This is a genomic window from Klebsiella sp. PL-2018, from assembly GCF_019048985.1.
GTDB lineage: Bacteria > Pseudomonadota > Gammaproteobacteria > Enterobacterales > Enterobacteriaceae > Klebsiella > Klebsiella michiganensis.
In genome coordinates this window covers 2,687,233-2,712,368 of sequence record NZ_CP077673.1, presented here as the reverse complement: position 1 = coordinate 2,712,368, position 25,136 = coordinate 2,687,233, and the positions used below count along the sequence as shown (strand labels likewise).

27 protein-coding genes and 2 pseudogenes are annotated in these 25,136 nt (G+C 52.7%); 13 read left to right on the top strand and 16 right to left on the bottom strand.

The annotated features are described in order from the left end of the window. Window positions 1-72: 72 nt before the first annotated feature. The 3 genes from MKleb_RS12575 to MKleb_RS12565 form a co-directional block, all read right to left on the bottom strand. Window positions 73-1,161 carry an AAA family ATPase gene (locus tag MKleb_RS12575; protein WP_025105769.1) on the bottom strand — a complete coding sequence of 363 codons (1,089 nt, stop codon included), beginning with the start codon at window positions 1,159-1,161 and terminating at the stop codon, window positions 73-75. A 102-nt stretch (window positions 1,162-1,263) separates the two neighbouring features. Continuing rightward, window positions 1,264-1,524: a hypothetical protein gene (locus tag MKleb_RS12570; RefSeq protein WP_014229513.1), complete on the bottom strand. Its 261-nt coding sequence runs from the start codon at window positions 1,522-1,524 to the stop codon at window positions 1,264-1,266. Between the two features lie 28 nt (window positions 1,525-1,552). Beyond that, window positions 1,553-1,807 carry a hypothetical protein gene (locus tag MKleb_RS12565; protein WP_025105770.1) on the bottom strand — a complete coding sequence of 85 codons (255 nt, stop codon included), beginning with the start codon at window positions 1,805-1,807 and terminating at the stop codon, window positions 1,553-1,555. A 381-nt stretch (window positions 1,808-2,188) separates the two neighbouring features. Here MKleb_RS12565 and MKleb_RS12560 point away from each other — a divergent pair, with 381 nt between their 5' ends. Beyond that, window positions 2,189-2,461, top strand: coding sequence for an ElaB/YgaM/YqjD family protein (locus tag MKleb_RS12560; protein WP_004851233.1), 273 nt, complete (start codon window positions 2,189-2,191; stop codon window positions 2,459-2,461). 62 nt (window positions 2,462-2,523) lie between these two features. Here MKleb_RS12560 and MKleb_RS12555 read toward each other — a convergent pair whose 3' ends face one another. After that, window positions 2,524-2,835 carry a hypothetical protein gene (locus MKleb_RS12555; protein WP_025105771.1) on the bottom strand — a complete coding sequence of 104 codons (312 nt, stop codon included), beginning with the start codon at window positions 2,833-2,835 and terminating at the stop codon, window positions 2,524-2,526. A gap of 162 nt (window positions 2,836-2,997) precedes the next feature. Here MKleb_RS12555 and MKleb_RS12550 point away from each other — a divergent pair, with 162 nt between their 5' ends. The 3 genes from MKleb_RS12550 (at window position 2,998) to MKleb_RS12540 (ending at window position 5,337) form a co-directional block, all read left to right on the top strand. Beyond that, window positions 2,998-3,537, top strand: coding sequence for a DUF2058 domain-containing protein (locus tag MKleb_RS12550; RefSeq protein WP_025105772.1), 540 nt, complete (start codon window positions 2,998-3,000; stop codon window positions 3,535-3,537). A gap of 114 nt (window positions 3,538-3,651) precedes the next feature. Further along, on the top strand, window positions 3,652-4,128 hold the full coding sequence (locus MKleb_RS12545; RefSeq protein WP_004851238.1) for a cold-shock protein: 477 nt from the start codon (window positions 3,652-3,654) through the stop codon (window positions 4,126-4,128). 948 nt (window positions 4,129-5,076) lie between these two features. Further along, a complete protein-coding gene (locus MKleb_RS12540) occupies window positions 5,077-5,337 on the top strand; it encodes a hypothetical protein (RefSeq protein WP_025105773.1) in 261 nt (86 codons plus the stop codon). A 114-nt stretch (window positions 5,338-5,451) separates the two neighbouring features. On the opposite strand, the pseudogene MKleb_RS30310 reads toward MKleb_RS12540, so the two are convergent. Then, a pseudogene (locus MKleb_RS30310) lies at window positions 5,452-5,637 on the bottom strand (hypothetical protein); the annotation flags it as partial. A 389-nt stretch (window positions 5,638-6,026) separates the two neighbouring features. Between MKleb_RS30310 and MKleb_RS12535 the strand changes: the two are divergent. Next, the gene (locus tag MKleb_RS12535; protein ID WP_025105775.1) at window positions 6,027-6,656 is read left to right on the top strand and encodes a helix-turn-helix transcriptional regulator; all 630 of its coding nucleotides are present in this window, start codon (window positions 6,027-6,029) and stop codon (window positions 6,654-6,656) included. Here the strand turns inward: MKleb_RS12535 and MKleb_RS30305 are convergent. The 4 genes and pseudogenes from MKleb_RS30305 to dcp all read right to left on the bottom strand — a co-directional run bounded on the left by MKleb_RS30305 (window position 6,653) and on the right by dcp (window position 10,535). After that, window positions 6,653-6,781 (bottom strand): small membrane protein, encoded by a 129-nt coding sequence (locus MKleb_RS30305; protein WP_142402411.1) that lies wholly within the window; start codon window positions 6,779-6,781, stop codon window positions 6,653-6,655. The genes MKleb_RS12535 and MKleb_RS30305 overlap by 4 nt on opposite strands. A gap of 361 nt (window positions 6,782-7,142) precedes the next feature. After that, window positions 7,143-7,286 (bottom strand): annotated as a pseudogene (locus tag MKleb_RS12525) (M3 family metallopeptidase); the annotation flags it as partial. A 5-nt stretch (window positions 7,287-7,291) separates the two neighbouring features. Beyond that, entirely contained in the window at window positions 7,292-8,122 is an 831-nt protein-coding gene (locus MKleb_RS12520) for a YdhT family protein (protein WP_025105776.1), read from the bottom strand. Between the two features lie 370 nt (window positions 8,123-8,492). After that, window positions 8,493-10,535, bottom strand: a complete 2,043-nt coding sequence (dcp, locus tag MKleb_RS12515) for a peptidyl-dipeptidase Dcp (protein WP_025105777.1) — start codon at window positions 10,533-10,535, stop codon at window positions 8,493-8,495. A gap of 171 nt (window positions 10,536-10,706) precedes the next feature. On the opposite strand from dcp, the gene ydfG reads away from it, so the two are divergent. After that, window positions 10,707-11,456, top strand: coding sequence for a bifunctional NADP-dependent 3-hydroxy acid dehydrogenase/3-hydroxypropionate dehydrogenase YdfG (gene ydfG / locus MKleb_RS12510; protein WP_217076716.1), 750 nt, complete (start codon window positions 10,707-10,709; stop codon window positions 11,454-11,456). A 90-nt stretch (window positions 11,457-11,546) separates the two neighbouring features. Beyond that, on the top strand, window positions 11,547-12,233 hold the full coding sequence (locus MKleb_RS12505; protein ID WP_217076714.1) for a GntR family transcriptional regulator: 687 nt from the start codon (window positions 11,547-11,549) through the stop codon (window positions 12,231-12,233). A 43-nt stretch (window positions 12,234-12,276) separates the two neighbouring features. Here the strand turns inward: MKleb_RS12505 and MKleb_RS12500 are convergent, their stop codons facing one another. The 6 genes from MKleb_RS12500 to MKleb_RS12475 all read right to left on the bottom strand — a co-directional run bounded on the left by MKleb_RS12500 (window position 12,277) and on the right by MKleb_RS12475 (window position 18,884). Further along, entirely contained in the window at window positions 12,277-12,708 is a 432-nt protein-coding gene (locus MKleb_RS12500; protein ID WP_025105778.1) for a universal stress protein, read from the bottom strand. A gap of 277 nt (window positions 12,709-12,985) precedes the next feature. Continuing rightward, window positions 12,986-14,449, bottom strand: coding sequence for a mannitol dehydrogenase family protein (locus MKleb_RS12495; protein ID WP_004851251.1), 1,464 nt, complete (start codon window positions 14,447-14,449; stop codon window positions 12,986-12,988). A gap of 234 nt (window positions 14,450-14,683) precedes the next feature. Beyond that, the gene (locus MKleb_RS12490; protein WP_029946863.1) at window positions 14,684-16,060 is read right to left on the bottom strand and encodes an MFS transporter; all 1,377 of its coding nucleotides are present in this window, start codon (window positions 16,058-16,060) and stop codon (window positions 14,684-14,686) included. A gap of 43 nt (window positions 16,061-16,103) precedes the next feature. Then, window positions 16,104-17,123 (bottom strand): Zn-dependent oxidoreductase, encoded by a 1,020-nt coding sequence (locus tag MKleb_RS12485; RefSeq protein WP_217076713.1) that lies wholly within the window; start codon window positions 17,121-17,123, stop codon window positions 16,104-16,106. A gap of 14 nt (window positions 17,124-17,137) precedes the next feature. Further along, on the bottom strand, window positions 17,138-18,352 hold the full coding sequence (rspA, locus tag MKleb_RS12480; protein ID WP_004851257.1) for a starvation-sensing protein RspA: 1,215 nt from the start codon (window positions 18,350-18,352) through the stop codon (window positions 17,138-17,140). Window positions 18,353-18,557: 205 nt separating this feature from the next. Then, window positions 18,558-18,884, bottom strand: coding sequence for a YnfA family protein (locus tag MKleb_RS12475; protein ID WP_004851258.1), 327 nt, complete (start codon window positions 18,882-18,884; stop codon window positions 18,558-18,560). A 136-nt stretch (window positions 18,885-19,020) separates the two neighbouring features. On the opposite strand from MKleb_RS12475, the gene MKleb_RS12470 reads away from it, so the two are divergent. After that, window positions 19,021-19,362, top strand: coding sequence for a DUF1283 family protein (locus tag MKleb_RS12470; RefSeq protein ID WP_004851259.1), 342 nt, complete (start codon window positions 19,021-19,023; stop codon window positions 19,360-19,362). A 62-nt stretch (window positions 19,363-19,424) separates the two neighbouring features. Next, the gene (gene speG, locus MKleb_RS12465) at window positions 19,425-19,985 is read left to right on the top strand and encodes a spermidine N1-acetyltransferase (protein ID WP_004102449.1); all 561 of its coding nucleotides are present in this window, start codon (window positions 19,425-19,427) and stop codon (window positions 19,983-19,985) included. Here the strand turns inward: speG and MKleb_RS12460 are convergent. Next, the gene (locus MKleb_RS12460; protein WP_025105780.1) at window positions 19,979-20,689 is read right to left on the bottom strand and encodes a YnfC family lipoprotein; all 711 of its coding nucleotides are present in this window, start codon (window positions 20,687-20,689) and stop codon (window positions 19,979-19,981) included. The genes speG and MKleb_RS12460 overlap by 7 nt on opposite strands. A gap of 102 nt (window positions 20,690-20,791) precedes the next feature. Between MKleb_RS12460 and MKleb_RS12455 the strand changes: the two genes are divergently transcribed. The 4 genes from MKleb_RS12455 to MKleb_RS12440 all read left to right on the top strand — a co-directional run bounded on the left by MKleb_RS12455 (window position 20,792) and on the right by MKleb_RS12440 (window position 25,114). Continuing rightward, complete coding sequence (locus MKleb_RS12455) at window positions 20,792-21,043, top strand: DUF1161 domain-containing protein (protein ID WP_014838619.1); 252 nt, start codon at window positions 20,792-20,794, stop codon at window positions 21,041-21,043. Window positions 21,044-21,191: 148 nt separating this feature from the next. Further along, window positions 21,192-23,627: a selenate/tellurate reductase subunit YnfE gene (ynfE, locus tag MKleb_RS12450; protein WP_217076712.1), complete on the top strand. Its 2,436-nt coding sequence runs from the start codon at window positions 21,192-21,194 to the stop codon at window positions 23,625-23,627. Window positions 23,628-23,637: 10 nt separating this feature from the next. Beyond that, a complete protein-coding gene (locus MKleb_RS12445) occupies window positions 23,638-24,255 on the top strand; it encodes a DMSO/selenate family reductase complex B subunit (protein ID WP_025105782.1) in 618 nt (205 codons plus the stop codon). 1 nt (window position 24,256) lies between these two features. Further along, a complete protein-coding gene (locus MKleb_RS12440; protein ID WP_025105783.1) occupies window positions 24,257-25,114 on the top strand; it encodes a DmsC/YnfH family molybdoenzyme membrane anchor subunit in 858 nt (285 codons plus the stop codon). Window positions 25,115-25,136: the final 22 nt, after the last annotated feature.

Here is a 25,136-nt window from a genome sequence, read left to right as displayed (position 1 = left end):
GCCAGGCCGCCGGAAACCCTCCGGCGGCGCGTCGGCAATACACCGTTAAGACGCCGGGTAAGGCAGTTGCCGCTAGCCGGCGATCCGCGTTTCCCCGTCGCTATTTTCCAGCCCGTAAAGGCGCGCTTCCGCCATCGATGAAATCAGCTCAGCCAGCTCGGCGGAGTGGCTGGTTAACCAGATTTGGCTATAGCGGGACGCTTCGACAATCAGCCGGGCCAGCGCCGGGAACATCTGGCGATGCAGGCTGTTTTCCGGCTCGTTAATGGCCAGAAATGCCGGAGGGCGCGGGCTTAATAGCGCCACCGCCAGGCACAGGAAGCGCAGCGTGCCGTCGGACATTTCCGCCGCCAGTAAAGGCCGCCAGACGCCGTTACGGAGCATCTTCATCGAGAAACGCGAGTTTTCGTTTTCACAATAAAAGGTACACGCCGGGAACGCTTCGCCGAGGATCTCATGCAGCAGCTCTTCGGCGCCGATTTCCACGATGGTCTGAAAGGCGGCGGCGAGGTTATGCCCATCGCTGTCGAGCACCGGCGAGCGGTAGCCTACCGTCGGGTGTCGCAGCGGTGAGAGTCTGCCAATATTGAATTCGTGATAAAAGCGCCAGTGGCGCATGGTTTCCCTGACCCGCGAGACCTCCGGAAAACGGTGCGGCTCGCCCAGTTGGCCAAAAATCGATTCATTCTCGTAAATGGCGTCGGTAAAGGTACTCTTTTCGCCATTCACATCCACCAGGAACGCCGCCTGGTTTTTACGCTCCAGCACGCGCGATGAAGGACGTCGGGAAAATCCCGCCAGCCAGATCGACTCCTCTTTAACGATCGGATCCAGCTGAAACTGGGTAGGGTAAGGCAGCTTTTCCGGAAAACCCACCTGCAGCTGGTAGTCAAACTCGTCGGTCAGACAGCCAATCTGCAGCCGCCGCGGAAAGCGGTCGGTCGGCGCGCCTGGCCCGGACCACATAATGTTTTCCAGCCCGCCCTCATCGCTGATATAGCCGGAAAACTTCCCGTCGGCGCAGGCGGTTAACAGGTGGATGGCTTTATAGATATTGGATTTACCGCAGCCGTTGGGGCCAAAGACGATATTCAGCGCACCGAGTTCCAGCTCAATATCCCTGACCAATCTGAAATTTTTTATCCGGATATGGTTAATCATAGATTCCCGAAACTGATAAAAGCGTTTGGCGCTACTGTATCGGAGGCGAAAGGAAAACAAAACAGGCGCGGACCGGACGACAGCTTGCCGCCCGGCTCCGGCTTAGCTGAAGAGTTTTTTCATGCCGCGGGTCAGCGCGACTCTTTTGAGTTTGTCCGTATCCTCATGGCTCTCGTTGAAAACGCCGAAAAAATAGCGTTCATCGTCAATGGTCTGCGATACGATTCTGTAGCTCAGCGGCTGGCCGGATTTCGCGCCGTACTGCGCAGGCGTCACGGAAATCTCCGTCGCGTTATCGGCAACGCTAACCATCAGGCCGTCGCCCTTCCCTCCAACCAGCATCACCTTAATTAACGGGTGCACCATGTCCCTCCCGGGTTGAGGTCAATGATTAATTTTCGATGGCCGCAGGCTGACAGTTGGTCGTTGCGCCGCCGTGGCCGGACTTGTCTTTAGCGGAGGCCGGCTGAGCGCCCTCTTTACCAACAACGGGCGGTAACGGCACGCCTTCTTTGTCCACCGCAGGCGACGCCTTCTGGCAGGTCGCCGTTTTCGTGGCCTCTGCGCCCCAGACAGGGGTTTGCAGACTCAGGATCGCCACGGGAGCAAGCAGCAACGTGTTCTTCAGTACTTTCTTATAGTTCATACCGGCCTTGAGTAAAAAAATTTCTTTCTTATGCTGAGCTAAGCGCTGATTATTAGGAGTAAAAGCTGACAAATGATGAAGGAAAAAAGAGGAATTGTGAACATCAATAGTTCTTATTTATGAATTGCCGCCTTTCCTGCCCCCGCGCCTGACGGATCTTATATCCAGGAATTACCTTAATCAATTGAAATGACGGCAATCCCCCCATTCTGGCGACGTTTCTTTTCGCCAGAGTGTAGCGCTTTTGTGGCAGAAACAGCGACCTGGTTTATATCCCGGACGTTGTGGAAAATTCCTGGAGTGAGGCTCACCGACGGCTGAGCATTTGTACTTCGCTTGTTAGCCACTAGACTTAAATAAGTCAAACGAAAGGAGACTCCCATGTCATCACAAGAGTATGAAAACGACGCGCAGAATCTGGCGGACAAAGTGAGCAACAAAGTCAATGAATTCGCCGGGGAAGCCCAGCAGCAATTTGGTGATGCGGTTGATTCGCCTAAACATCAGCTAAAAGGCGCGGCCCGTAAGTACGCCGCTCAGGCGTCGGATGCCGTCTCAGAGGTCTCCGAGCGCGTAAGGGAAAATCCGCTGACCGGGCTGCTGGCGGCCGGCGCTATCGGGCTGGTGATTGGTTTACTGGCGGGACGGAAATAACCCATTCTAAGGCCCTTCGGGCCTTAATTTTTTGCCTGCGGCGCGCTTATGCTAACGCTGACTTAAATCGCCACGACTTCAGCTACGTTAAACTGAAAAACGTAAGGGTCGGACAACAGGTGGAATTGCTCATCATCCGCATAGGTCACTGCGACATGATACGCTTCACCGGCAAAGGCGATGACCGCATCCAGATTGTGCCAGTACGTTGCCAGGAAGAAGTGTTCCCACTCCCCCTGCGTTTCCCGTCTGACAAACGCCCCCGCGTTGCCGCTGATGCCCTGGGAATGCTGTACGCCTGTCGCCTGCAAATGAACCGCAAACGCATCGCCAAACTCAACGGGAACACAACCATGCCAGGTTCTGACAATCATCTCCACACCTCATAAAAAAGCAATAAAGATGCTTTTATAGCAAATAAATGGCGATAATAGTGATTTTTTATGCAATTGCTTTATGCGAATCATACCGCCTGGTACATCCCGGACATTTGCAGGTATAATCTCACTCATTATTCAGCGGATTCAGACACGAAGATGACAAAACTCACCTTACAAGAACAAATGCTTAAAGCCGGGTTAGTGACCAGCAAAAAAATGGCCAAAGTTCAGAGAACGGCGAAAAAGTCCCGCGTTCAGGCTCGTGAAGCCAGAGAAGCAGTGGAAGAGAATAAAAAAGCGCAGCTTGAGCGAGATAAGCAGCTTAGCGAGCAGCAAAAGCAGGCGGCGCTCTCGAAAGAGTATAAAGCGCAGGTTAAGCAGCTTATTGAAATGAATAAAATCGATATTTCAAAAGGCAATATTGATTTTAACTTCACGGATAACAACTTCATTAAAAAAATCGCCGTGGATAAACTCACCCAGGCACAGCTGATTAGCGGCCGTCTCGCCATTGCGCGTCTGGCCGGCGATAACGACGGCGAGAGCAAATACGCGATTATCCCGGCGAGCGTCGCCGATAAAATCGCCCAGCGCGACGCCAGCAGCATTGTCTTAAACAGCGCGCTAAGTGCGGAAGAGCAGGACGAAGACGATCCGTATGCTGATTTTAAAGTTCCCGATGATTTGATGTGGTAAGCAATGCGGGCCTGCGCAGACCGGCGATTCAGGCCTGGTCTGCGCAGGCGTTGTGCTTTACACTGCGCGCGGCAAAAATTGAGTAGATAAACGATTAACCAGGCGGTAACGGCGATGAACGGAACGATCACAACGTGGTTTAAAGATAAAGGTTTTGGATTTATCAAAGATGAAAACGGCGATAATCGCTATTTTCATGTGATTAAGGTTGCCAACCCTGAACTCATTAAAAAAGATGCAGCAGTCACTTTCGAACCCACCACCAATAACAAGGGTTTGTCAGCCTATGCGGTAAAAGTCCTGCCGGAAAGCAAATATATCTATATTGCAGGCGAGCGGATTAAGCTTACATCGATCAAATCTTTCCTGGTGTACAGCGAGGAAGAGCCCGCCGATGCCCGCATCGACAAAGAGAATGCGGTCCTTTCCGTAGGCCTGTTGATGGGAAATATCAGGCCAAAATCCACCGCTAAGCCTGGCGAAATGCGTTCGGTGAAAAAGCTGGCCATTACCACCTTCCAGGGAACCACCCTCATCTTCTCGGAAGATGAGATAGACATTGAGGCCACGGTAAAGCTGCTTAAGGTGTGAAAGCGTACGGCTCAACAAACCGGGCTCTGTGCCCGGTTTGGGAGTGATGACAAATCTGTTTAAACATCTTCCCCGGTTCTTCACCGGGTGGCGGTTGACGCCTTACCCGGCCTGCCAATACCAGAGTCACAACCTGCCGCGCAATTTCTTCGGACTCGTGCAAGCGAAGCGCTGTTAGGTAATTCCAGCCGTTCTGTTCTTTATCCGCAATGGGACGCCGGGCTCTGCGTCCTTTATTAACCAGATAATTTTTCTCCTCCCTCAGCCAATATCCGCCTGCCTCTCGGTTTATTCCAGTCGCGCGCGCGTTATGCCCGTAAAAACATGACGCAAAATACGCTAATCCGCAATAGCTATTAAAAAAGGTTATTACTACCCTAAATAATTCGAGTTGCAGGACAAAGCACTCGTGCCTTGAACAGCGCTTACGCTGGCCTCGAAGGGGCGAGGCCGCAGGCAGACATCATATTGAGCCCGGTTGATACCCTATTTTCATTTACCTTGCGCACGGTGATGAGTAAGGTAAGTCCTAAAATGTTCCCGGCGGTAAACGGTTTGTTGGTTTTGCCCGCAGCGCGAGGCTAAAATTTTGCCGCTATGGTACTGCCTCCATAGCACATTGCTCACCTGCAGCTCTTGCATACGGTTTGCAGGTGAGCAGCCTTATCCGCAGTAAAATTTACTTATTCACATTGTATCCGCTGATTTCTTGATATATCGGCGATCCGTTCCATAATGAAGTCTACGCACATCGCGCCCTTCTTTAGGGGATACGCCAGTAGCAGCGCTTTTGGACATAACCGCTTCTGCAGCTAGCCCCCATTCGGCTTGATCATCGACATCTCTCAGTAACAGAGTTTTTGGATGTTATTCAATAGCTTATTCCTGTGAAGTCAGAAACGCGTTTTCTCAAAAAAATCTTGAAATGAGGATTTAAGCCCATGAAATATGTATAGTTACCTTGATATAGAAAAAATCAAAGCCAATCTTGAGTGGATTGTTAATCAATCTTCAGCAAACTCTGAGATGCCCTCAGTTTCCGATCGCAAAACAATCTACAGCCTTCTGGAGCTCATACAGACCTATGACGGACTGCTGGAGTTAATTGTCCAATACGGAATTACCGTAGTCGATAAGGAAATCATCGAAGGCTTGTCGCTTACAGAAGAGTTTATCGCTAAGGTCAAATCGAATGCGAATGCATTTTAACCATGCCCTGGCACCTCTACAGTATCACTTCCCCATCTTGATGAATGTAAGGCTTCAGTTTGGGAAGGAAAAACGGACCCGACGCTCGGTCCTCGTTACGTGACAATCGCCGGACTAACCCAGTCCGCGGTTTTTCAGCCTCAGCTCAATCTTAAGCGCGCGCTCGCGACACTGGCGACAAAGCGCAGTTAAATCAAAACCCGTGCCGCGAGACAAAATGGCCTCGCGGAAGCGCTGGCCCTGTTCGCGGGTTAAACCACCCTGCTCAACGCGTCCCGGATAGCTACGCGGTGGAAGTATCAAATCAACGGCATGCATGCCGTTAAATGACGAATAGCGCCTCGCCCTATGATTCAATGGACGCCGCTAAAGATTAGCTTTGGATGCTATATTCATAATGATTTTCTGAATGATTGTCATTAATTAATAAAAACCGTGAATGCAAATTAATACTGGCATAACAAATCTTGGCATTTAGTGCGATTAAAAACGCTGAAAAACAAACAAATCACCTACACAAGCTGCTGATTTGGCTGCGAATTTTTATTAAAAAGTAAAGCCACTCTTTCTTTAAACCTATTGCCATTATATTAAATAAGAAATATCCTAATCTCATCAGGCGTTACTTAAATAAAACATCATGCGGCGGTCGAAATTTTTTCCACCGTCTTTTTAAAAATAAGAAAATCATGCTAAAAATCGCCATCATCACCAAAAACATTTATTTAGAAAAGGCTATAGAGGAACTTACCCAAGAAATTGCGAGCACCAAAGGTATAAGCGACCTTTGTTTTCAAAGCAATAACATAAAAGATCACTTCAAAAAACAAGACATAATTTTTACTGAGATGGAAGTTGGCGAATATTTATTATGCCAGGAAATGAAGAGATATAAATCAGAGTGTCCAGCGGTGGTAATTTTCACCAAAAAAGAAATAACATTTAATTCTTCCCTGCTGCCTTTATGCGTTCAAAATGCTGTCATTTTATTTCATAAAAGCAGCCTTGAAACGATCAAAAAAAACCTGTCCATTCTCTTTGATGAATTTGTCGCGGGCGATAAGAAACGTATAACGATAGAGAAGAATCGCTGTTTAAAATGCCCGCATCAGTCATTGAGTCGTTCGCAACTAAAAATCATTAATGCCATAAATCTTGGCCTTAACAATAATGAAACAGCAAAAAACCTGGGCATCGATCACAGAACCGTATACTCCCATAAATTGCGAATAATGAAGAAATTCCAGTTAGAAAACAACCAGGAGCTTATCAGATTCTCTTCCATCGTTATGAGAAGAACATCTCTCTATTTTAATTAGAATTTCATACGCTTGCTTTTAAAACTCAACTTTTGCTTTTTTCTGTCTTTAAAATACGAAAATCCAGAAATCAGTGAAACCAGCAATAAAAAAACCGCAAATACCAGAAGCAATATATTAGCCATACTTAATCCGTTCAATAAAAGATATGCAAGAGATAAGACAGATGATAGATTGAAGAACATTCACAGAGCAAGTTCGCTTATTAAATTTAAGAAATCCATGCAACAATGTAAGTAAACTCCTAATATTGCAAGGAAGCTATACTTAATATATTAATATTATTTTTCGCTAAAAAACACTTTATGCCGGGCTTCATGTTTTTAAGCAAAAGTGGCCAGCGCGTCGATGCACGGGATTACCATAACAGGACAAACCATTCCGAGGGCGCTAAATTGGGCAGAGACGTTTTGCAGGGATTTTGGAGAAGGAAAAATTGGATAAAAAACCGGGCGCTGCGCCCGGTCCTGTTACGTGTCAACCGCGCTACTCACTCAGTCCGCGGTTTTCCAGCATCGGCTCAATCTGCGGATCGTGTCCGCGCCACTGGCGATAAAGTTCTGCTAAATCAGTACTATTGCCGCGAGACAATATCGCCTCGCGGAAGCGCTGGCCGTTTTCACGGGTTAACTATATTAGATTTCAATTACTTGCCCATTCTCATCAACCTTGTAATATCTTCCCGCCTCAATACCCTCCTCCCCCTCATAAATCACTTTAATACGATTACGCTCACCATCGTGCCACACCACCGAGGCAACACCGCCCTTACCGATAGTGAAAGACTCAAGAATACGTGAGGCAAAAATAATACCATGTTCGCCTACTGCGGCGCTCGAATTTTCACCGGTGATGATGACTGTATTATTTGTATTTTCAGCATTAACATCGCAATGATATCCCGTGGCTATTGCGACATTATCATTGGCGTCGCGGGCATAAAGAGTGCTGTTATCACCAGCTACCATTCCAACCGATTTGGTAGCTTCGCCAAGATCGATATAACTATCTATACCAGCGGTGATTAATAAGTTATCGCTGCCTGGTGGGTTTTTAAAACTGGCACTGGAGGAATCACCAAGAGCAAATGCCTTACAACCATTAATAGTGTGTTCCTCTTCATCTTCAGGGCTATATTCGATACCGATAATAATTCGCGATTGCTCACCCATGGCCACAGTGGATGAACCATTACCTGCCCATATTTTCGATTCCTTTCCTGTTGTAACAAATTCTCCCGGCGCCTCTACGGGCATAAAGGGCTCATCAGGATAAGCAACCGCCTCCCAATAGGTTGGAAGAACATCTCCATACACCAATCCTTTATAACCGGTATGAACAACTTTTGGAAAATTACATTTCACTGAAACATTCATTTCATCGTAGGGAATGACAACCCATTGATTTTCTTCCAAATCGCCACCAATAACAATTCCTGATTCAAGTAATGCTGGAATCTGAGCCATAATTTTATTCCTTATATATAGCCAGTCGTGGTCGGTTGATTAGTTAACTGGATAAACAAACCTGGCTTATCCGCGTATACCCTGCTGATTTACCAAATCTCTCAGCAAAATTAAATATAGATAGTTCTGTTCGGAATAACCAGTATGAAAAAATGAACTGAAAGGGGAAATACGTGATTTTTAGCTATAAAAAAAACCGCTCAGTGGCGGGCTATCTGGAGCAAATCTCCTACAGATGAGGTACACCATATTTTATCTGAATTTAAAGATTTATTTTGGTGAAAAGTTTTGCAGGGATTTTGGGGAAGAAAAAATTAGACAAAAAACCGGGCGCTGCGCCCGGTCTTCTTCTGCTCTAAACAACGCTCGGCTAGCTCAGCCCGCGGTTTTCCAGCATCGGTTCAATCTGCGGATCGTGTCCGCGCCACTGGCGATAAAGTTCTGCTAAATCAGTGCTATTGCCGCGAGACAAAATCGCTTCGCGGAAGCGCTGGCCGTTTGCGCGGGTTAAACCACCCTGCTCAACGAACCACTGGTAGCCGTCATCGGCCAGCATTTGGGTCCACAGGTAAGCGTAATAGCCCGCGGCGTATCCGCCGCCGAAAATATGCGAAAAGTAGCTGCTGCGATAGCGCGGCGGCACGGCGGCCAGATCCATATTCTCCGCACGCAGGGACGCGGCTTCAAACGCATCGACATCGTCCGGGAGTTTATCCTCCCTCACGCTATGCCAGTGCATATCCAGCAGCGCCGCTGCGAGCAGTTCGCTCATGTCGTAGCCTTTATTAAACTTCGCCGCGCGGAACATGCTGTCGCGCAGCGCGGCCGGCATGATTTCCCCGGTTTGATGATGCCGCGCATAGTGGGCAAATACCTGCGGCTCGCTGGCCCAGTGTTCATAAATCTGTGAAGGAAACTCAACAAAATCGCGCGGCGTATTGGTTCCCGACAGGCTGGCATACTTCTGGCTGGCAAACAGGCCGTGCAGGGTATGCCCAAATTCGTGAAATAAGGTGATGACCTCATCCCAGGAAAGCAGCGCGCTATGTCCGGCTTTGGGTTTCTGGTAGTTACAGACGTTATAAATTACAGGATGCTGCGCACGCAGGGTGGATTGTTCAACAAATACGCCCATCCACGCCCCGCCGCTTTTGCTGTCCCGCGAGAAGTAGTCGCCGTAGAACAGCGCAATTCCCTCTCCGTTAGCGTCGATAATTTCCCATACCTGCACGTCCGGATGATAAACCGGAATATCGAATCGCTCGACAAAGCGAATACCGAACAGCTGTGTCGCCGTCCAGAACACGCCGTCGCGCAGGACGCGGTCGAGGGCAAAATAGGGCTTGAGCTGCGCTTCATCGATGGCAAATTTCGCCCTGCGCACCTGCTCGGCGTAATAGAGCCAGTCCCACGCCGCCGCGCGGAAATCACCGCCTTCATTATCAATAACTTGCTGAATATCCGCCAGCTCCTGCTCGGCCCGCGCCTTCGCCGCCGGGGCGATTCGCCGCATAAAGGCAAACGCCTCTGCCGGATCGCCCGCCATCTGATCGGCCATTGACCAGCTGGCGAAGTCATCAGCGCCCAGCAGCTGCGCTTTGCGCGCGCGGAGCTCCGCTAGCCGCAGTACCAGCTCGCGAGTGTCATTCGCATCGCCCTTCTGATTTCGCGTCCAGCCTGCTGCAAACAAATTCTCTCGCGTCTGCCTGTCCTGCAGCGAAACCAGCGCGGGCTGCTGGGTCGTATTGAGTAAAGGCAGCAGCCAGCGACCACCTAATCCCTTCTCCTGCGCGGCTTCTGCCGCTGCGCTTATCTCATCGTCGCTAAGCCCTGCGAGCTGATGAGCGTAATCCACCACCAGACCACCAGATTTTACCGCCGCCAGCAGGCGCTGCTGAAACTGGCTTTGCAGCGCTGCCGCTTCGGTATTCAGCGCGCGAAGCGCCGCTTTTTGATCGTCCGCAAGCGTGGCTCCCGCAAGGGTAAAGCGTTGCCAGGTCACCTCCAGCAGACGTCGGGATTCGGCGTCAAGGGAGAGCGACTCTCGCCGCTCCCACACCTGCTTCACGCGTTGAAAAAGGGCATCGTTGAGCCAGATATCATTCGCCAGTTCCGCCAGCTCAGAGGAAAACTGCTCATCAAGCGCCTGAATGGCCGGATTGGTCTCCGCGCCCGCCATAGCGAAGAAGACGTTGGTTACCCGAGCCAGCAGCTGGCCGCTCTGTTCCAGGGCTTCCAGCGTGTTGGCAAAATCAGCCGGCTGCGGGTTATTCGCGATAGCGGCAATCTCTGCGCGCTGGCGACGAACGCCCTCGTCGAAGGCCGGACGGTAATGACTCACGTCAATCAAATCGAAACGCGGCGCCTGATAAGGCAGCAGACTGACGCTAAAAAAAGGATTGTTCTCCGACATCTTCATCTCCTGAACACGATTATTCTGTAAGATTAGGCAACTCATTGATTGACCGCAATGATTACTCTGTTCACCGCCGCGTTCGGCGGAGAGGTCTGGTGATTTCCATTACCCGTCGCCGGGATCGCGTGCTATGGTATGAAGACACAAAAATCGTTGAGGAACAGTAAGATGATTATCCTGGTTACCGGAGCAACAGCGGGTTTTGGTGAAAGCATAACTCGCCGTTTTATCGCTAACGGTCACAAAGTGATTGCCACCGGGCGTCGCGAAGAACGCCTGAAAACGCTTAAAGATGAGCTGGGCGAGAACCTTTATACCGCCCAGCTGGACGTGCGCAACCGTGCAGCCATTGAAGAGCTGATTGCCGGACTGCCGGCAGACTGGCAGGCGATTGATGTTCTCGTCAATAATGCCGGGCTGGCGCTGGGACTGGAGCCCGCGCATAAAGCCAACATTGAAGACTGGGAAGACATGATTGACACCAATAACAAAGGGCTGGTGTATATGACCCGCGCCGTTCTGCCGGGAATGGTTGAGCGTAATCGCGGCCACGTAATCAATATCGGTTCGGTCGCCGGCGCCTGGCCTTATGCTGGCGGTAACGTCTACGGCGCGACCAAAGCGTTTGTGCGTCAGTTCAGCCTCAATCTTCGTACCGATCTTCACGGTACCGCCCTTCGCGTGACCGATATTGAGCCCGGTCTGGTCGGTGGCACCGAATTCTCTAACGTGCGCTTTAAAGGTGATGACGCTAAAGCCGAGAAAGCTTACGAAAATACCCAGGCTCTGACTCCGGAAGACGGCACCGAAGCGGTCTGGTGGGTCGCAACCCTGCCAAAACACGTCAACATTAATACCCTGGAAATCATGCCGGTCAGCCAAAGTTTTGCCGGACTGAACGTGCACCGCCAGGGCTAAGCTCTGTAACCCGGCCCGCGGGCCGGGTCTGGGCTGGAAGACAAAAAACGCGTAAAATAGCGCAAATACCTCATATAAAAGTAATCATCCATGGCCGCAGAAGCACAACTGAATCCGACACAGCCCGTTAATCAGCAAATTTATCGTATCCTGCGTCGGGATATCGTCCATTGTCTGATCCCGCCAGGCACCCCTCTTTCGGAAAAAGAAGTCTCCGTGCGCTTTGACGTTTCCCGGCAACCGGTACGCGAAGCTTTTATCAAACTGGCTGAAAATGGCTTAATTCAGATCCGTCCGCAGCGCGGCAGCTATGTGAATAAAATCTCGCTCTCGCAGGTGCGTAACGGCTGTTTTGTCCGCCAGGCCATCGAATGCGCCGTGGTGCGACGCGCCGCAGGAATGGTGAATGATGAACAGTTCTACCAGCTTGAGCAAAATCTCAATCAGCAGCGTACGGCGGTGGAGCGGCAGCAGTTAACGGATTTTTTCCAGCTGGATGACGAATTTCACCAGAAGCTCTCGCAAATCGCCGACTGCCAGCTCGCCTGGGATACCGTCGAGAATATTAAAGCCACCATTGACCGGGTGCGCTATATGAGCCTCGATCATGTGACCCCACCCGATATGATGCTGCGTCAGCACTATGATATTTTCCAGCCGCTGGTCGCCCGCAATCCGGATGCGGTTGAAAAAGCCATGCGCCTGCATCTGCAAGAAATTAGCGAGTCCGTGCTGCTTGTTCGTCAGGAAAACAGCGACTGGTTCAGCGAGAAATAAAACGAGTTGCGGCAGAACAGGTTATCTGCCGCGAGAAATTGACTTACCTGACAACCAGAACCGGTATTTTAGCGTGACGTAAAATCGACTCAGCGTTTGAACCAAGAAGATGAGTGGATATACCCGGCTTGCGGGAACCAATAACGATAACGTCAAAATCCTCATTGCCGCTCACCGCCAGAATTTCATCGCGCACGTTGCCAAAGACTACTCTGGAATGAATCCGCTCGGCGGGAATGGAGAACAGACGGGATATTGTCTTCATCTTTTTCTCCGATTCCTCACGCATATAGGCCTCAAACTTACGTATATCGGCCGCAAAACCGCGTAAAATTGAGCTGCTGCTGTTCGGCAGAACGTTGAGCAGCGTAATCTCCCCTTCATCCGCTGATGCTAAAAACTCAGCATGGCGAACCGCTTTGTCACTTAAATCCATTTCAAAAACGTCTACGGGCAGCAAAATTTTTTTGTACATAGTCCGTTCTCCTTTTTTCTGAGGAAACTTAGTAAGTTAACTCATCATGCCATATTTACTTCACCAGGAGAATGAATAATCACCCAGATAAATATTTAATTCATTAAAATAAACATCAGTTATTTATACTTAACTGTTGTTAGATAAAGTTATGTATATTCAACGATCTGGATCAAAGATTGCGCCTGACGCGAAATATATTTCTGGCGGGAAAAGCGTTCAGGGATAAAGCATGAGGGCAATGCCGCCGGGACCGGCGGCACGCGGGTGAAATAAATTAGTTTGCCTGAGCCCAGGCCGCTACGGTCGCTTTTGCGCCGTGCTGCTGCAGGGATAAATAAGCGCGAACCACCGCGTTCACGAAACGGCTCTCCTGGGGCAGACTGGCACCGAAAATAGCCTCAATACCCAGCAGCGCGCGCACGCGTTCTTCGCCGTCTGCGCTATTCTGTACGGTTTGCGCAATCACCGGCAGTAAAGGATCGGAGATTTCAATCGCCTGCCCCTGGTCATCCACCCCGCTGACATAGCGCATCCAGGCCGCGACGCCCATTGCCAACAGCGTAAAGTCGCCGCCATGCGCCAGGTGCCAGCGAATCGAATCCAGCATCCGCTGCGGCAGTTTCTGACTGCCGTCCATCGCTATCTGCCAGGTGCGGTGCTTCAGCGCCGGGTTGCTATAGCGCTCGATCAGCAGACCGGCATAGCGTGCCAGATCCACACCCTGCACGTTCAGCGTCGGCGCCTGCTCCTCCAGCATCAGCGCACGCGCGGCGCGACGGTAGTTTTCGTCCTGCATACAGTCATTAATGTGCTGGTATCCCGCCAGATAGCCCAGCCAGGCAAGAAACGAGTGGCTGCCGTTCAGCATGCGCAGCTTCATCTCTTCAAAGGGCAGCACGTCCGACACCAGCTCAGCGCCGGCTTTTTCCCACTGCGGACGACCGGCGACAAAGTTGTCTTCAATGACCCACTGACGAAACGGTTCGCAGGCGACGCCGGCCGGGTCGCGAACGCCGGTGAGCTGTTCAATTTTCTCCAGCGTTTCGGCCGTCACCGCCGGTACGATGCGGTCAACCATGGTAGAAGGGAAAGTGACACTGCGCGCAATCCACTCGGCTAATTCGGCATCGACGGCGCGGGCATAGGCGCAGACGACATTACGCATGACGTGACCGTTTTCCGGCATATTGTCGCAGGACATCACGCTGAAAGCCGGCAGACCTGCCGCCTTGCGGCGTGCCAGCGCTTCTACCACCACGCCCGGCGCGGATTTCGGTTGATGAGGGTTTTGCAAATCGGCAACAATCAACGGGTGATCTAACTGCAGTTCACCGCTGGCCGGCGAGTGGCAGTAGCCTTTTTCGGTAATGGTCAATGACACAATAGCGACCTGAGGCTCGCACATTTTTGCCAGCACGCTTTCCAGACCATCGACCTGGGCATGCATCGCCTCTTTGACCACGCCAACAATGCGGGCGGTCCAGGCATCCGCCGACATTTCGGCGACGGTGTAAAGTAAATCCTGCTGTTGCAGATCGGCGATTTGCTGCTCGCCACCGATCAGGTTCACTTCGGTATAGCCCCAGTCGCTGCCGTGTTCTGTCGCCAGAATATCGGCATATACCGCCTGGTGAGCGCGATGAAATGCGCCAAAGCCCAAATGAACGATGCGTGGAATAAGACGGTTGCGATCGTAAGCTGGCAGCGTGGCGTTCGCTGTTAATAGCATATGTTCCATGGTGGCTCTCATACTTATGATTTCTGGATCCCCACGGTAAGTGGGAACCGGCTGGTGAAATAAACCATCTCATGCAATTGGTATGATATCTTTGACTTTTATCAACTACCATACAAGAAGACGGACGAGTTATACTTTCGGTATTTCTGGGAATAAAAGAGTGAAAATGCCGGGCTAATGGCCCGGCAGAATGTTATTTACGGCGATCATCATTCGGTGCGGAGTTTGTGTTTTTTAAATATATTGCCCGTTACCCACCGCTTTATTTTGCGGCGCGCAGTCTGCGGCGTCATTCAGCAAGCTCAGATCGCGGTCGCGCACTTCAGGCATCAGAATGGCGGAAATTAAGCCAATGATGGAGTAGCACACCAGCATCACAACAATGGGCATCCAGGAACCGGTCATATTGCAGAAAATACCGGCCAGCACCGGGCCAAAGCCTACGGCGACTAATCCCCCCGCCTCTTTTGAAATTGCCATGCGGGTAAAGCGGTTACGTGAACCGAACATTTCCGCCATGGTGATGTTTTCCAGCGCAAACAGACCCAATACCGCGATATTATGAATGACGATCAGTGACGCCATGATGGTGCTCGCGCTATAGCTCTTATCCACAATAATCGACAGCATGGGATACGCCAGAATAATGGCTGAAATATTAATGATAATATAGGGTAAGCGACGCCCCACTTTATCTGACAGCCACCCAAGGAATGGGATGGTAATAAAGCCGATAACAGAGCTAATCATTAACGCATCGGTAGGGATAGCTTTATCAAACAGTAATGTTTGTACCAGATAGCCCGCGAGGAAAGTTTGCAACAATCCTGAATTTCCCGCCTGTCCGAAGCGCAGACCCGTCGCCAGCCAGAAGGACTTACTTTTCAGCATGGCGCTAAAGGTACCTTCCTGGGTTGCTATCTCTTTCTGCAGGACGCTGTCTTCGCTCACTTTCTCAAAAACCGGGCTCTCTTTCAGATTGAGACGCAGCCAGATGGCAAAGATCATCACCACTACGCTTGCCAGGAACGGCACACGCCATCCCCACGCGACGAGCTGTTCACGGTCCAGCACGAAGAACATCACCGCCCAGATAGCCGTGGCGCTTAACGTACCGCAGTTGGTGCCCATAGCCACCAGCGAAGAGATAATTCCACGCTTACCTTTCGGCGCATATTCCGCCAGCATGGTACCCGCACCTGATATTTCAGCCCCGGCGCCCAACCCCTGAATAATACGTAAAGTCACAAGCAACACCGGCGCTAAAATACCAACCTGGGCATAGGTTGGCAGCACGCCAATAAGCGTGGTACAGATCCCCATCATAGTGATGGTAATAAACAGAACCTTCTTGCGCCCAATACTGTCGCCCATTTTACCAAAAATAAAGGCGCCGACGATCCGCGCAATATAGCCCGCGCCGTAGGTTCCCATTGCCAGAATCAGCGCCATGGCGGCGGATTGCTCCGGGAAAAAAATCTCATGGAAAACCAGCGCTGCGCCAAGGGAATAGAGTTGGAAATCCATAAACTCCAGTGCCGTGCCTAACCAACCAGATACGGCTGCACGAATGAGATCGGAAGTGGTTCTCTCATTTTTTACGGTAGTCATAATGATTATCTCTAATTGTAGAATACAGAGTCCGCACCTGTTGTTATTGGCTGAAGGTTAATAAAACCTTACAGCAACGTTTCCTGTCATTTTCAAAAAGCTCCAGTGCATCGATAACATGTTGATAAGCAAATTGATGAGTAATCAGCTCCTCCGGGTTAATTAAGCCTTGTTCCAGCCACTTTATGACCACCGGGAATTTATTGGCGTTAAGACGCGACGAGAAAATAGAGAGCTCTTTGCCGGTAATACCCTGCTGTGCAACCTGCGAAGGCTCCGTCGAGAATCCCATTAAAACAATTCTCGCCGCCGGAGAAGCCAGGGTGACCGCTTCTTGTAGAATCGAGGGATGACAGGCCGCATCGATAATCAGCGTCGGTAGTACCCCCTCCGCCTTCAGCGTATCCGCCAGAGGCACGACGCTGTTGTTAATCACCCAATCCGCGCCGTTACGCTGGGCCATCTCCAGGCGTTCATCAATGCGATCCACCACGATGACCTGCTTAACGCGATACACCCGCTTCAGCACCTGAATGGTCGTCAGGCCCATTGGCCCGGCGCCGTAGACCAGCGCGATATCCTGATCGGTTGGCGAAACGTGCCCGGTAACGTTGGCCGCGATAGTGAAAGGCTCAATCATCACCGCATGTCTGTCCGTCACGTTGTCCAGAACCTGCCAGGCATTTTTCGCCGGCACCACCGCGTACTCGCTAAAGCCGCCATCCCGATGCACGCCGAGCACCACCAAAGAGGTGCAAACGTTTGGTTTGCCCACCGAGCAAGGATAGCAATGGCCGCAGCTGATGACCGGATCAACGCTGACCCGCTGGCCGATGGCTTTGTCGGTAACCCCTTCTCCGATGGCGTCGATAACGCCAAAAAATTCATGGCCAATAACGCGCGGGTATTTGGCAAACGGATTGTGGCCGCGATAAATATGGCTATCGGAACCGCATATCCCCGCCAGCTTAATTTTTACCCGCACTTCGCCCGCGGCAGGCTGCGGGATCGGACGCTCTTCAATCACCAGTTCGTTGGGCTGGCGAATCACGATACTTTTCATTTTGACTTCCTTCTTTACCAGTTCCACAACGTGCCGTCTTCCAGACGCGCTACAGGCAAATAGGCCGGTTCATAGGGGTATTTCGCGGCCAGTTTTTCATCGAACTCAATTCCCAGCCCCGGTTTTTCACCCGGATGCATATAGCCGTTATCAAACGTCCAGCTGTGCGGGAAGACTTCCAGCATCTGTTCGGAATAGCCCATATATTCCTGGACGCCAAAATTCGGCACCCACAGGTCGAAGTGCAGCGCGGCCGCCATGCAGACCGGAGAAAGATCGGACGGCCCGTGTGAACCGGTGCGTACCTGATAAAGCGAGGCAAAATCGGCGATCCGACGCATCCCCGTAATCCCGCCTGCGTGGGTAATGGTGGTGCGGATATAGTCAATCAGCTGCTCTTCAATCAGCTGTTTACAATCCCAGATGCTGTTGAACACCTCTCCGACGGCAATCGGCGTGACGGTATGCTGACGAATTAAACGGAAACACGCCTGATTCTCCGCTGGGGTCGGATCCTCCATCCAGAACAGGCGGTAATCTTCAATACTCTTACCAAAACGCGCCGCTTCAATCGGCGTCAGGCGATGATGCATGTCGTGCAGCAGATGCTCGTTAAAGCCAAATTTTTCGCGTACGGCGGCAAACAGCTGTGGCGTAAAATCGAGATACTTCTCGGTAGACCACAGCTGCTCTTCCGGCCACTGGCCTTTGGTTGCCGGCTCGTAGGCCTGTCCTTTACCTTTCGCCATCCCGTAGGTGGTTTTCATCCCCGGCACGCCGCACTGCACGCGAATCGCTTTAAACCCCATCTCTTTGTGGCGCGCGTAGTCATCCAGCACTTCATCGATGGAGTGACCCGTGGTGTGGCAGTAGACCATCACGCCTTCGCGCGAAGCCCCGCCCAGCAGCTGGTAGAGCGGCATGCCTGCGGCTTTCGCCTTGATATCCCAGAGCGCCATATCGATAGCGGAAATCGCCGACATCGTGACCGGACCACGACGCCAGTAGGCGCCCTTGTAGAAAAACTGCCAGATATCTTCGATGCGATGCGCGTCGCGGCCAATCAGCTGCGGACAGAGATGATCCCGCAGATAGGACGCAACGGACAGCTCGCGACCGTTTAGCGTCGCGTCACCTAATCCGACGATCCCGTCATCAGTGGTGACTTTAAGGGTGACGAAGTTGCGTCCCGGACAGGTGACGAAAACTTCAGCGGCAACGATCTTCATTTCTCATTCCTTACTTCTGTGCGGTTAGTGGGTAAAAGTAAACCATCAGACCTACTACCATACAAGTATAATGATCGAAAAAGACGCGGCAGATCACAGTATCCCATCGGGGATACAAGCGGCGTGAACAGAGAAAGCGAGCGAGAAGGCAGGAAGAGATGGGCCGGGACAGCATCACCTGGCCCGGCTCACTCAGTAAAAGAGGCTATGCGCGTCCCCAGCCGGCCACAATAATCAGCATGCCGCACAGCGCAACCAGCGCGCCGGCCCAATCATAGTGGCTGAGTTTGACGCCATCGATAAAGCGCAGCCACAGCAGCGCAGTACACACGTACACCCCACCGTAAGCGGCATAAACCCGTCCGCTGGCCTCGGGGTGCAGCGTCAGAAGCCAGACAAAAAGCGCCAGCGCCAGGGCCGTCGGCATCAGCAGCCAGGGCGTCGCCCCGCGTTTTAACCAGAGCCAGGGTAAATAGCAGCCAATGATTTCGCACAGGGCGGTAGCAAAGAAAAGCAGCGTGGTTTTTAACATGCAAAGCGTCGTAAGTTGAACAAGCGTTAACGCATTCTACGCAATAATGGCCGTCGTTTACTCTGTTTTGTCGGGTATGCCGTCGAAAGGAGATGTAGTAAACTCAATCCAAGGGAATCGCTTAAAGGAAATCGTGATGAACACAACACTGAACAAACGCTGGTGCCTGACTGCCCTACTGGCGCTGAGCGCGGTGGTCTTTACCGCATCGTCATTCGCCAAAACGGACAAGCTGGTCATCGAATCCGGCGACAGCGCCCAGAGCCGCCAGCAGGCCGCCATGGAAAAAGAGCAGTGGAATGACACCCGCACTTTACGCCAGAAGGTCAACAAGCGCGCCGAAAAAGAGTGGGATAAAGCCGACGTGGCTTTTGACGCCCAGGACAACTGCCAGAAGAGCGCGAACGTCAACGCGTACTGGGAGCCTAACACCCTGCGCTGCCTTGACCGCCGCACCGGTCGCACCATTACCCCGTAATGAATGGCGCCCGCACGGGCGCCACAATCACCAAAACTTCGCTATAACACACAGGTACTCCCATGACTGACGCTTATCACGTCAAACTCCGCCCGCTTGAGCGCGAAGACCTTCGCTTTGTCCACCAGCTCGACAACAACGCCAGCGTTATGCGCTACTGGTTTGAAGAGCCCTATGAAGCCTTTGTTGAGCTTTCCGACCTGTACGACAAACACATTCACGATCAGAGCGAACGCCGCTTTGTCATTGAATGCGACGGCGAAAAGGCCGGACTGGTTGAGCTGGTTGAAATCAACCACGTGCACCGCCGCGCCGAGTTTCAGATCATTATCTCTCCCGATTATCAGGGGAAAGGTCTGGCCACCCGCGCCGCTAAGCTCGCGATGGACTACGGCTTTATGGTGCTCAACCTGTATAAGCTCTACCTCATCGTCGATAAAGAAAATGAAAAAGCGATCCACATCTACCGCAAGCTCGGATTTATGGTGGAAGGCGAGCTGATTCATGAATTCTTTATTAACGGCGAATACCGCAATACCATCCGCATGTGCCTGTTCCAGCACCAGTATCTGGCCGAGCATAAACCGCAGGGCCAGACGCTGCTGAAACCGACGGCTCAGTAATAGTCAATAGTGCTTTTGATGGTGTAGTGGCGGGTTAACGCAGGCTGCACGCTGTCGTCGACAACCTTAAGCTCGCAGCTTACCGGGTTGTCGTGACTGTCGTAATCGCAGGTCTGGCTTACGTTGCCCAGCGCGCGGTCATTGAAGGTGCTCACTGCGGTGTAGTCCATTTTTTTGCGCGGATCGGATGACGGCGTTGAGGCCACCGTAAATTGTTCACCTTTGGCCATGGTGGTTTTGCCCAGCGGATAGCCTTCTCTATCGTAGCGGTACGTCGCTGTACTCTCCTTGCCGCGAGCGGTGACGACAAACCCGTTATCATCGGTTTCCCAGGAGACCCCCGCCGAGGGCATTTCCGCCAGCTGACATTTGCCTTGTAAACGCAGGCGCTTTTCGTGGCTTTGCGCATCCAGGTAGTAGTTAGCGTCCAGCACCAACGCCGCGCCGGTTTTATTCTCCCGATCCTCAAATGCCAGCAGGTCAAAGCACCCTTCGCTGGATAAACGCCCTTTAACCCACTTCACCACCTGATCGTGTTCGTCATACAGCGTCTGGCTAAACGCTTTCACCGGCCCGCGCAGCGGATCGAACTCAAATTCGTTAGAAAAGCTGGCCATTTCCGGGGTGAAGGCCTGCGGCGCGCCCTTTTCATCGCAGGCGCTAAGCGCCCCGACAGCCAGTAACAGCAACAACCGTTTTTTCACGCGCGATTCCTTTTGTGCATAGTTCAATCATATTAGCAAATACAATTGTTTACACCACTTCTGCTATGCTTAAATCTGGATAACGTTAATAAGGAGTTTATGATGAAACTATCACCCTGGCTATGTGCGGCTCTGCTGCTGGGTTCGACGGCTGCTTTCGCGGCGCCGGATTCCTGCGAGCGGGTAAAAAGCGATATTCAGCAAAAAATCATCAACAACGGCGTCCCGGAATCGGGCTTCAGCCTGACGATAGTCCCGAACGACCAGCCCGATCGGCCCGGCGCACAGGTTGTCGGCCACTGCGCCAACGACACCTTTAAAATCATCTATACCCGCGACAGCGGTGCGCAGTAACCTCGCCGAATGTCTGGAGAAGTCTTATCCCTCGGTTGACCAGGGATAAGATCTCTCTACTCCATTTTAAGTATGATTCCTCACTCTCCACGCCGACCTTACGAAGGCGTTGGCATTACGCCATTATAACAAAATCATGGAGTGAGCAATGTCTAACCAGGAACATACCGACGGCCTTACCCGTCGAACGCTAATCAAATCAACCGCCCTTGGCTCGCTGGCTCTCGCCGCCGGCGGTTTATCGCTGCCTTTCAGCCTGAGTCACGCCGCTGCCGCGGTGCAAGAAGCCGCTCACGGCGAGGAGCGTATCGTCTGGGGCGCCTGTTCGGTCAACTGCGGCAGCCGCTGCGCCCTGCGTTCACACGTGCGTGACGATGAAGTCGTCTGGGTCGAAACCGACAATACCGGCGCGGATATTTATGGCGATCACCAGGTGCGCGCCTCCCTGCGCGGCCGATCCATCCGCCGCCGCATTAATCATCCCGACCGCCTTAACTATCCCATGAAGCGCGTCGGCAAACGCGGCGAAGGCAAGTTTGTCCGCATTAGCTGGGAGGAGGCGCTGGATACGATCGCCGACAATCTCAAACGCATCGTCAAAGAGTATGGCAACGAAGCGGTTTATATTAACTACTCCTCCGGGATTGTCGGCGGCAATATGACGCGATCGTCGCCCACCGCCTCACCGGTTATGCGCCTGATGAACTGCTACGGCGGTTCGTTAAACCAGTACGGGACCTACAGTACCGCGCAAATTGCCTGCGCCATGCCCTACACCTACGGCAGCAATGACGGCAACAGCACCTCCGATATCGAAAACAGCAAGCTGGTGGTGATGTTCGGCAATAACCCGGCGGAAACCCGCATGAGCGGCGGCGGGATCACTTACTATTTAGAACAGGCGCGAGAGCGCTCTAACGCGCGAATGATCGTTATAGACCCGCGCTACACGGACACCGCCGCCGGGCGGGAGGATGAGTGGATCCCGATTCGCCCCGGCACCGACGCCGCGCTGGTGGCGGGCATCGCCTGGGTGCTGATTAATGAAAATCTGGTCGATCAGGCGTTCCTCGATACGTACTGCGTCGGCTACGATGAAAAAACGCTGCCGGCAGATGCCCCGAAGAACGGGCATTACAAAGCGTATATTCTCGGACAGGGCGATGACGGCGTGGCGAAAACGCCGCAATGGGCCTCGCGGATCACCGGCATTCCCGTCGACCGCATCATCAAGCTGGCCAGGGAAATCGGCAGCACCAGGCCGGCTTACATTTGCCAGGGATGGGGTCCGCAGCGCCAGGCTAACGGCGAGCTGACCTCCCGGGCGATCGCCATGCTGCCTATTTTGACCGGCAACGTCGGCATTAACGGCGGCAACAGCGGCGCCCGCGAATCCACCTATACCATCACCATTGAACGCCTGCCGGTACTGACCAACCCGGTCAAAACCGCCATCTCCTGCTTTAGCTGGACCGACGCCATCGATCGCGGCCCGGAGATGACCGCCACCCGCGACGGCGTTCGAGGGAAAGAGAAGCTGGACGTGCCGATTAAATTCATCTGGAACTACGCCGGCAATACCATCATTAACCAGCACTCCGATATCAATAAGACCCACGAGATCCTGCAGAACGAAAGCAAGTGCGAGACGATCGTGGTTATCGAAAACTTTATGACCTCCTCGGCCAAATACGCCGATATCCTGCTGCCGGACCTGATGACCGTCGAGCAGGAAGACATTATTCCCAACGACTACGCCGGCAATATGGGCTATCTCATCTTTATTCAGCCAGTTACCTCCGCTAAATTCGAGCGCAAACCTATCTACTGGATCCTCAGCGAAGTGGCAAAACGGCTTGGCGAGGATGTCCACCAGAAGTTTACCGAAGGCCGTACCCAGGAGCAGTGGCTGCAGCATTTGTACGCGAAGATGCTGGCGAAAGACCCGGCGCTCCCGAGCTACGATGAACTGAAAAATATGGGAATTTACAAACGTAAAGACCCCAACGGTCACTTTGTGGCCTACCGCGACTTCCGCAAAGACCCGGTCGCCAATCCGCTAAAAACACCGTCGGGTAAAATCGAGATCTACTCCAGCCGTCTGGCGGATATCGCCGCCAAATGGCAGCTGGAAAAAGACGAAACCATCAGTCCATTACCGGTATACGCTTCTACTTTCGAAGGCTGGGACGATCCTCTGCGCGAGAAATTCCCGCTGCAAATGTTCGGCTTCCACTATAAAGCACGTACCCACTCCAGCTACGGCAACGTGGATGTCCTGCAGGCGGCCTGTCGTCAGGAGGTGTGGCTAAATCCGCTGGACGCCGAAAAGCGCGGGATTAAGAACGGCGATATGGTGCGCGTATTCAACGCCCGCGGCGAGCTGCGCATTCCGGCTAAGGTGACCCCGCGCATCATGCCCGGCGTGTCGGCGATGGGCCAGGGCGCCTGGCATGACGCCAACATGAATGGCGATCGTATCGATCGCGGCTCCTGTATTAATACGCTGACGACGCACCGTCCTTCGCCGCTGGCTAAAGGCAATCCGCAGCACACCAATCTGGTCGAAATCGAGAAGGTTTAAGGAGTAAACCATGAGCGCTCAGTATGGATTTTTTATCGATTCCGCCCGCTGCACCGGCTGTAAAACCTGCGAGCTGGCCTGCAAGGATTATAAAAACCTCACGCCTGACGTAAGCTTTCGCCGCATCTACGAATACGCGGGCGGCGACTGGCAGGAGGACAACGGCGTGTGGCAGCAAAACGTCTTCGCCTATTACCTGTCCATCGCCTGCAACCACTGCGAAGACCCGGCCTGCACAAAAGTGTGCCCCAGCGGCGCCATGCACAAGCGCGATGACGGCTTTGTGGTGGTGAACGAAGAGGTATGCATCGGCTGTCGCTACTGCCATATGGCCTGCCCGTACGGCGCGCCGCAGTACAACGCGGCAAAGGGCCATATGACCAAATGCGACGGCTGCTATGACCGGGTCGCCGAGGGTAAAAAGCCGATTTGCGTCGAGTCCTGCCCGCTGCGGGCGCTCGACTTTGGTCCCATCGAAGAACTGCGCGAAAAGCACGGTCAGCTTGCCGCCGTCGCCCCGCTGCCGTCCGCGCACTTCACCAGGCCGAGTATCGCGATCAAACCGAACGCCAACTCGCGTCCGTGCGGTGATACCACCGGCTATCTGGCCAATCCGAAGGAGGTGTAAAATGGGAAATGGATGGCATGAATGGCCGCTGGTGCTGTTTACGGTGCTGGGGCAAAGCGTTGCAGGGGCGATAATCGTCAGCGGGCTCGGCTGGCTTTCGCTGAATAATAACTCCGAAGCCCGGCAGCGCCTGGTGCGCTGCATGTTTTTTATCTGGCTGGTCATGGGGATTGGCTTTCTGGCGTCGATTATCCACCTCGGCTCGCCGCTGCGGGCATTTAACTCTCTTACCCGGGTCGGCGCATCGGCGTTAAGTAATGAAATCGCCAGCGGCGCGCTGTTTTTCGCCGTCGGAGGAGTCTGGTGGCTGCTGACGTTTCTCGGCAAAATGCCGGCAATCCTGGCCAAGGCCTGGCTTCTGCTCACCATGCTGCTCGGCTGCCTGTTCGTCCTGGAGATGACCCTGGTCTATCAAATTAATACCGTGCCGACCTGGTATAATGCCTACACCACCGCCGCCTTCTTCCTGACGATGGTGCTGTGCGGGCCGCTTTTCGCCGCCCTGCTGCTGCGGGTAGCCAACGTGCCTTTTAACGGCACGGTCTTCGCGTCGATGAGCGTCCTCGCGCTGCTGGCAAGCCTGGCCGTGGTCATTTTGCAGAACAGCGAACTGGCGGAGATCCGCAGTTCCGTGCAGCAGGCCAGCGCCCTGCTGCCAAACTACGGCTGGCTACAAATCCTGCGTTTAGCATTTTTGGCGCTGGGCCTTGGCTGCTGGATCTGCCCGCTGGCAAGAAAGAAAAACCCGCGCATCGCCAGCCTGCTGCTCGGACTGATACTGGTATTACTCGGCGAGTTTATCGGTCGCGGCCTGTTTTATGGCCTACATATGACCGTCGGTACGGCGATTGCCGGTTAATGAATGGGTGCCGCGGCACCCT

Bases quoted from the DNA above. Each gene is read 5' to 3' on its own strand.
- MKleb_RS12495 (WP_004851251.1), bottom strand. From the start codon at position 14,449: ATGGAACATATGCTATTAACAGCGAACGCCACGCTGCCAGCTTACGAT.
- ydfG (WP_217076716.1), top strand. From the start codon at position 10,707: ATGATTATCCTGGTTACCGGAGCAACAGCGGGTTTTGGTGAAAGCATA.
- MKleb_RS12485 (WP_217076713.1), bottom strand. From the start codon at position 17,123: ATGAAAAGTATCGTGATTCGCCAGCCCAACGAACTGGTGATTGAAGAG.
- MKleb_RS12440 (WP_025105783.1), top strand. From the start codon at position 24,257: ATGGGAAATGGATGGCATGAATGGCCGCTGGTGCTGTTTACGGTGCTG.
- MKleb_RS12535 (WP_025105775.1), top strand. From the start codon at position 6,027: ATGCTAAAAATCGCCATCATCACCAAAAACATTTATTTAGAAAAGGCT.
- MKleb_RS12560 (WP_004851233.1), top strand. From the start codon at position 2,189: ATGTCATCACAAGAGTATGAAAACGACGCGCAGAATCTGGCGGACAAA.
- MKleb_RS12505 (WP_217076714.1), top strand. From the start codon at position 11,547: ATGGCCGCAGAAGCACAACTGAATCCGACACAGCCCGTTAATCAGCAA.
- MKleb_RS12490 (WP_029946863.1), bottom strand. From the start codon at position 16,060: ATGACTACCGTAAAAAATGAGAGAACCACTTCCGATCTCATTCGTGCA.
- MKleb_RS12545 (WP_004851238.1), top strand. From the start codon at position 3,652: ATGAACGGAACGATCACAACGTGGTTTAAAGATAAAGGTTTTGGATTT.
- MKleb_RS12475 (WP_004851258.1), bottom strand. From the start codon at position 18,884: ATGTTAAAAACCACGCTGCTTTTCTTTGCTACCGCCCTGTGCGAAATC.
- ynfE (WP_217076712.1), top strand. From the start codon at position 21,192: ATGTCTAACCAGGAACATACCGACGGCCTTACCCGTCGAACGCTAATC.
- MKleb_RS12540 (WP_025105773.1), top strand. From the start codon at position 5,077: ATGTATAGTTACCTTGATATAGAAAAAATCAAAGCCAATCTTGAGTGG.
- dcp (WP_025105777.1), bottom strand. From the start codon at position 10,535: ATGTCGGAGAACAATCCTTTTTTTAGCGTCAGTCTGCTGCCTTATCAG.
- MKleb_RS12550 (WP_025105772.1), top strand. From the start codon at position 2,998: ATGACAAAACTCACCTTACAAGAACAAATGCTTAAAGCCGGGTTAGTG.
- MKleb_RS12445 (WP_025105782.1), top strand. From the start codon at position 23,638: ATGAGCGCTCAGTATGGATTTTTTATCGATTCCGCCCGCTGCACCGGC.
- MKleb_RS12575 (WP_025105769.1), bottom strand. From the start codon at position 1,161: ATGATTAACCATATCCGGATAAAAAATTTCAGATTGGTCAGGGATATT.
- MKleb_RS12500 (WP_025105778.1), bottom strand. From the start codon at position 12,708: ATGTACAAAAAAATTTTGCTGCCCGTAGACGTTTTTGAAATGGATTTA.
- MKleb_RS12455 (WP_014838619.1), top strand. From the start codon at position 20,792: ATGAAACTATCACCCTGGCTATGTGCGGCTCTGCTGCTGGGTTCGACG.
- MKleb_RS12565 (WP_025105770.1), bottom strand. From the start codon at position 1,807: ATGAACTATAAGAAAGTACTGAAGAACACGTTGCTGCTTGCTCCCGTG.
- MKleb_RS12470 (WP_004851259.1), top strand. From the start codon at position 19,021: ATGAACACAACACTGAACAAACGCTGGTGCCTGACTGCCCTACTGGCG.
- MKleb_RS12520 (WP_025105776.1), bottom strand. From the start codon at position 8,122: ATGGCTCAGATTCCAGCATTACTTGAATCAGGAATTGTTATTGGTGGC.
- MKleb_RS30305 (WP_142402411.1), bottom strand. From the start codon at position 6,781: ATGGCTAATATATTGCTTCTGGTATTTGCGGTTTTTTTATTGCTGGTT.
- speG (WP_004102449.1), top strand. From the start codon at position 19,425: ATGACTGACGCTTATCACGTCAAACTCCGCCCGCTTGAGCGCGAAGAC.
- rspA (WP_004851257.1), bottom strand. From the start codon at position 18,352: ATGAAGATCGTTGCCGCTGAAGTTTTCGTCACCTGTCCGGGACGCAAC.
- MKleb_RS12555 (WP_025105771.1), bottom strand. From the start codon at position 2,835: ATGATTGTCAGAACCTGGCATGGTTGTGTTCCCGTTGAGTTTGGCGAT.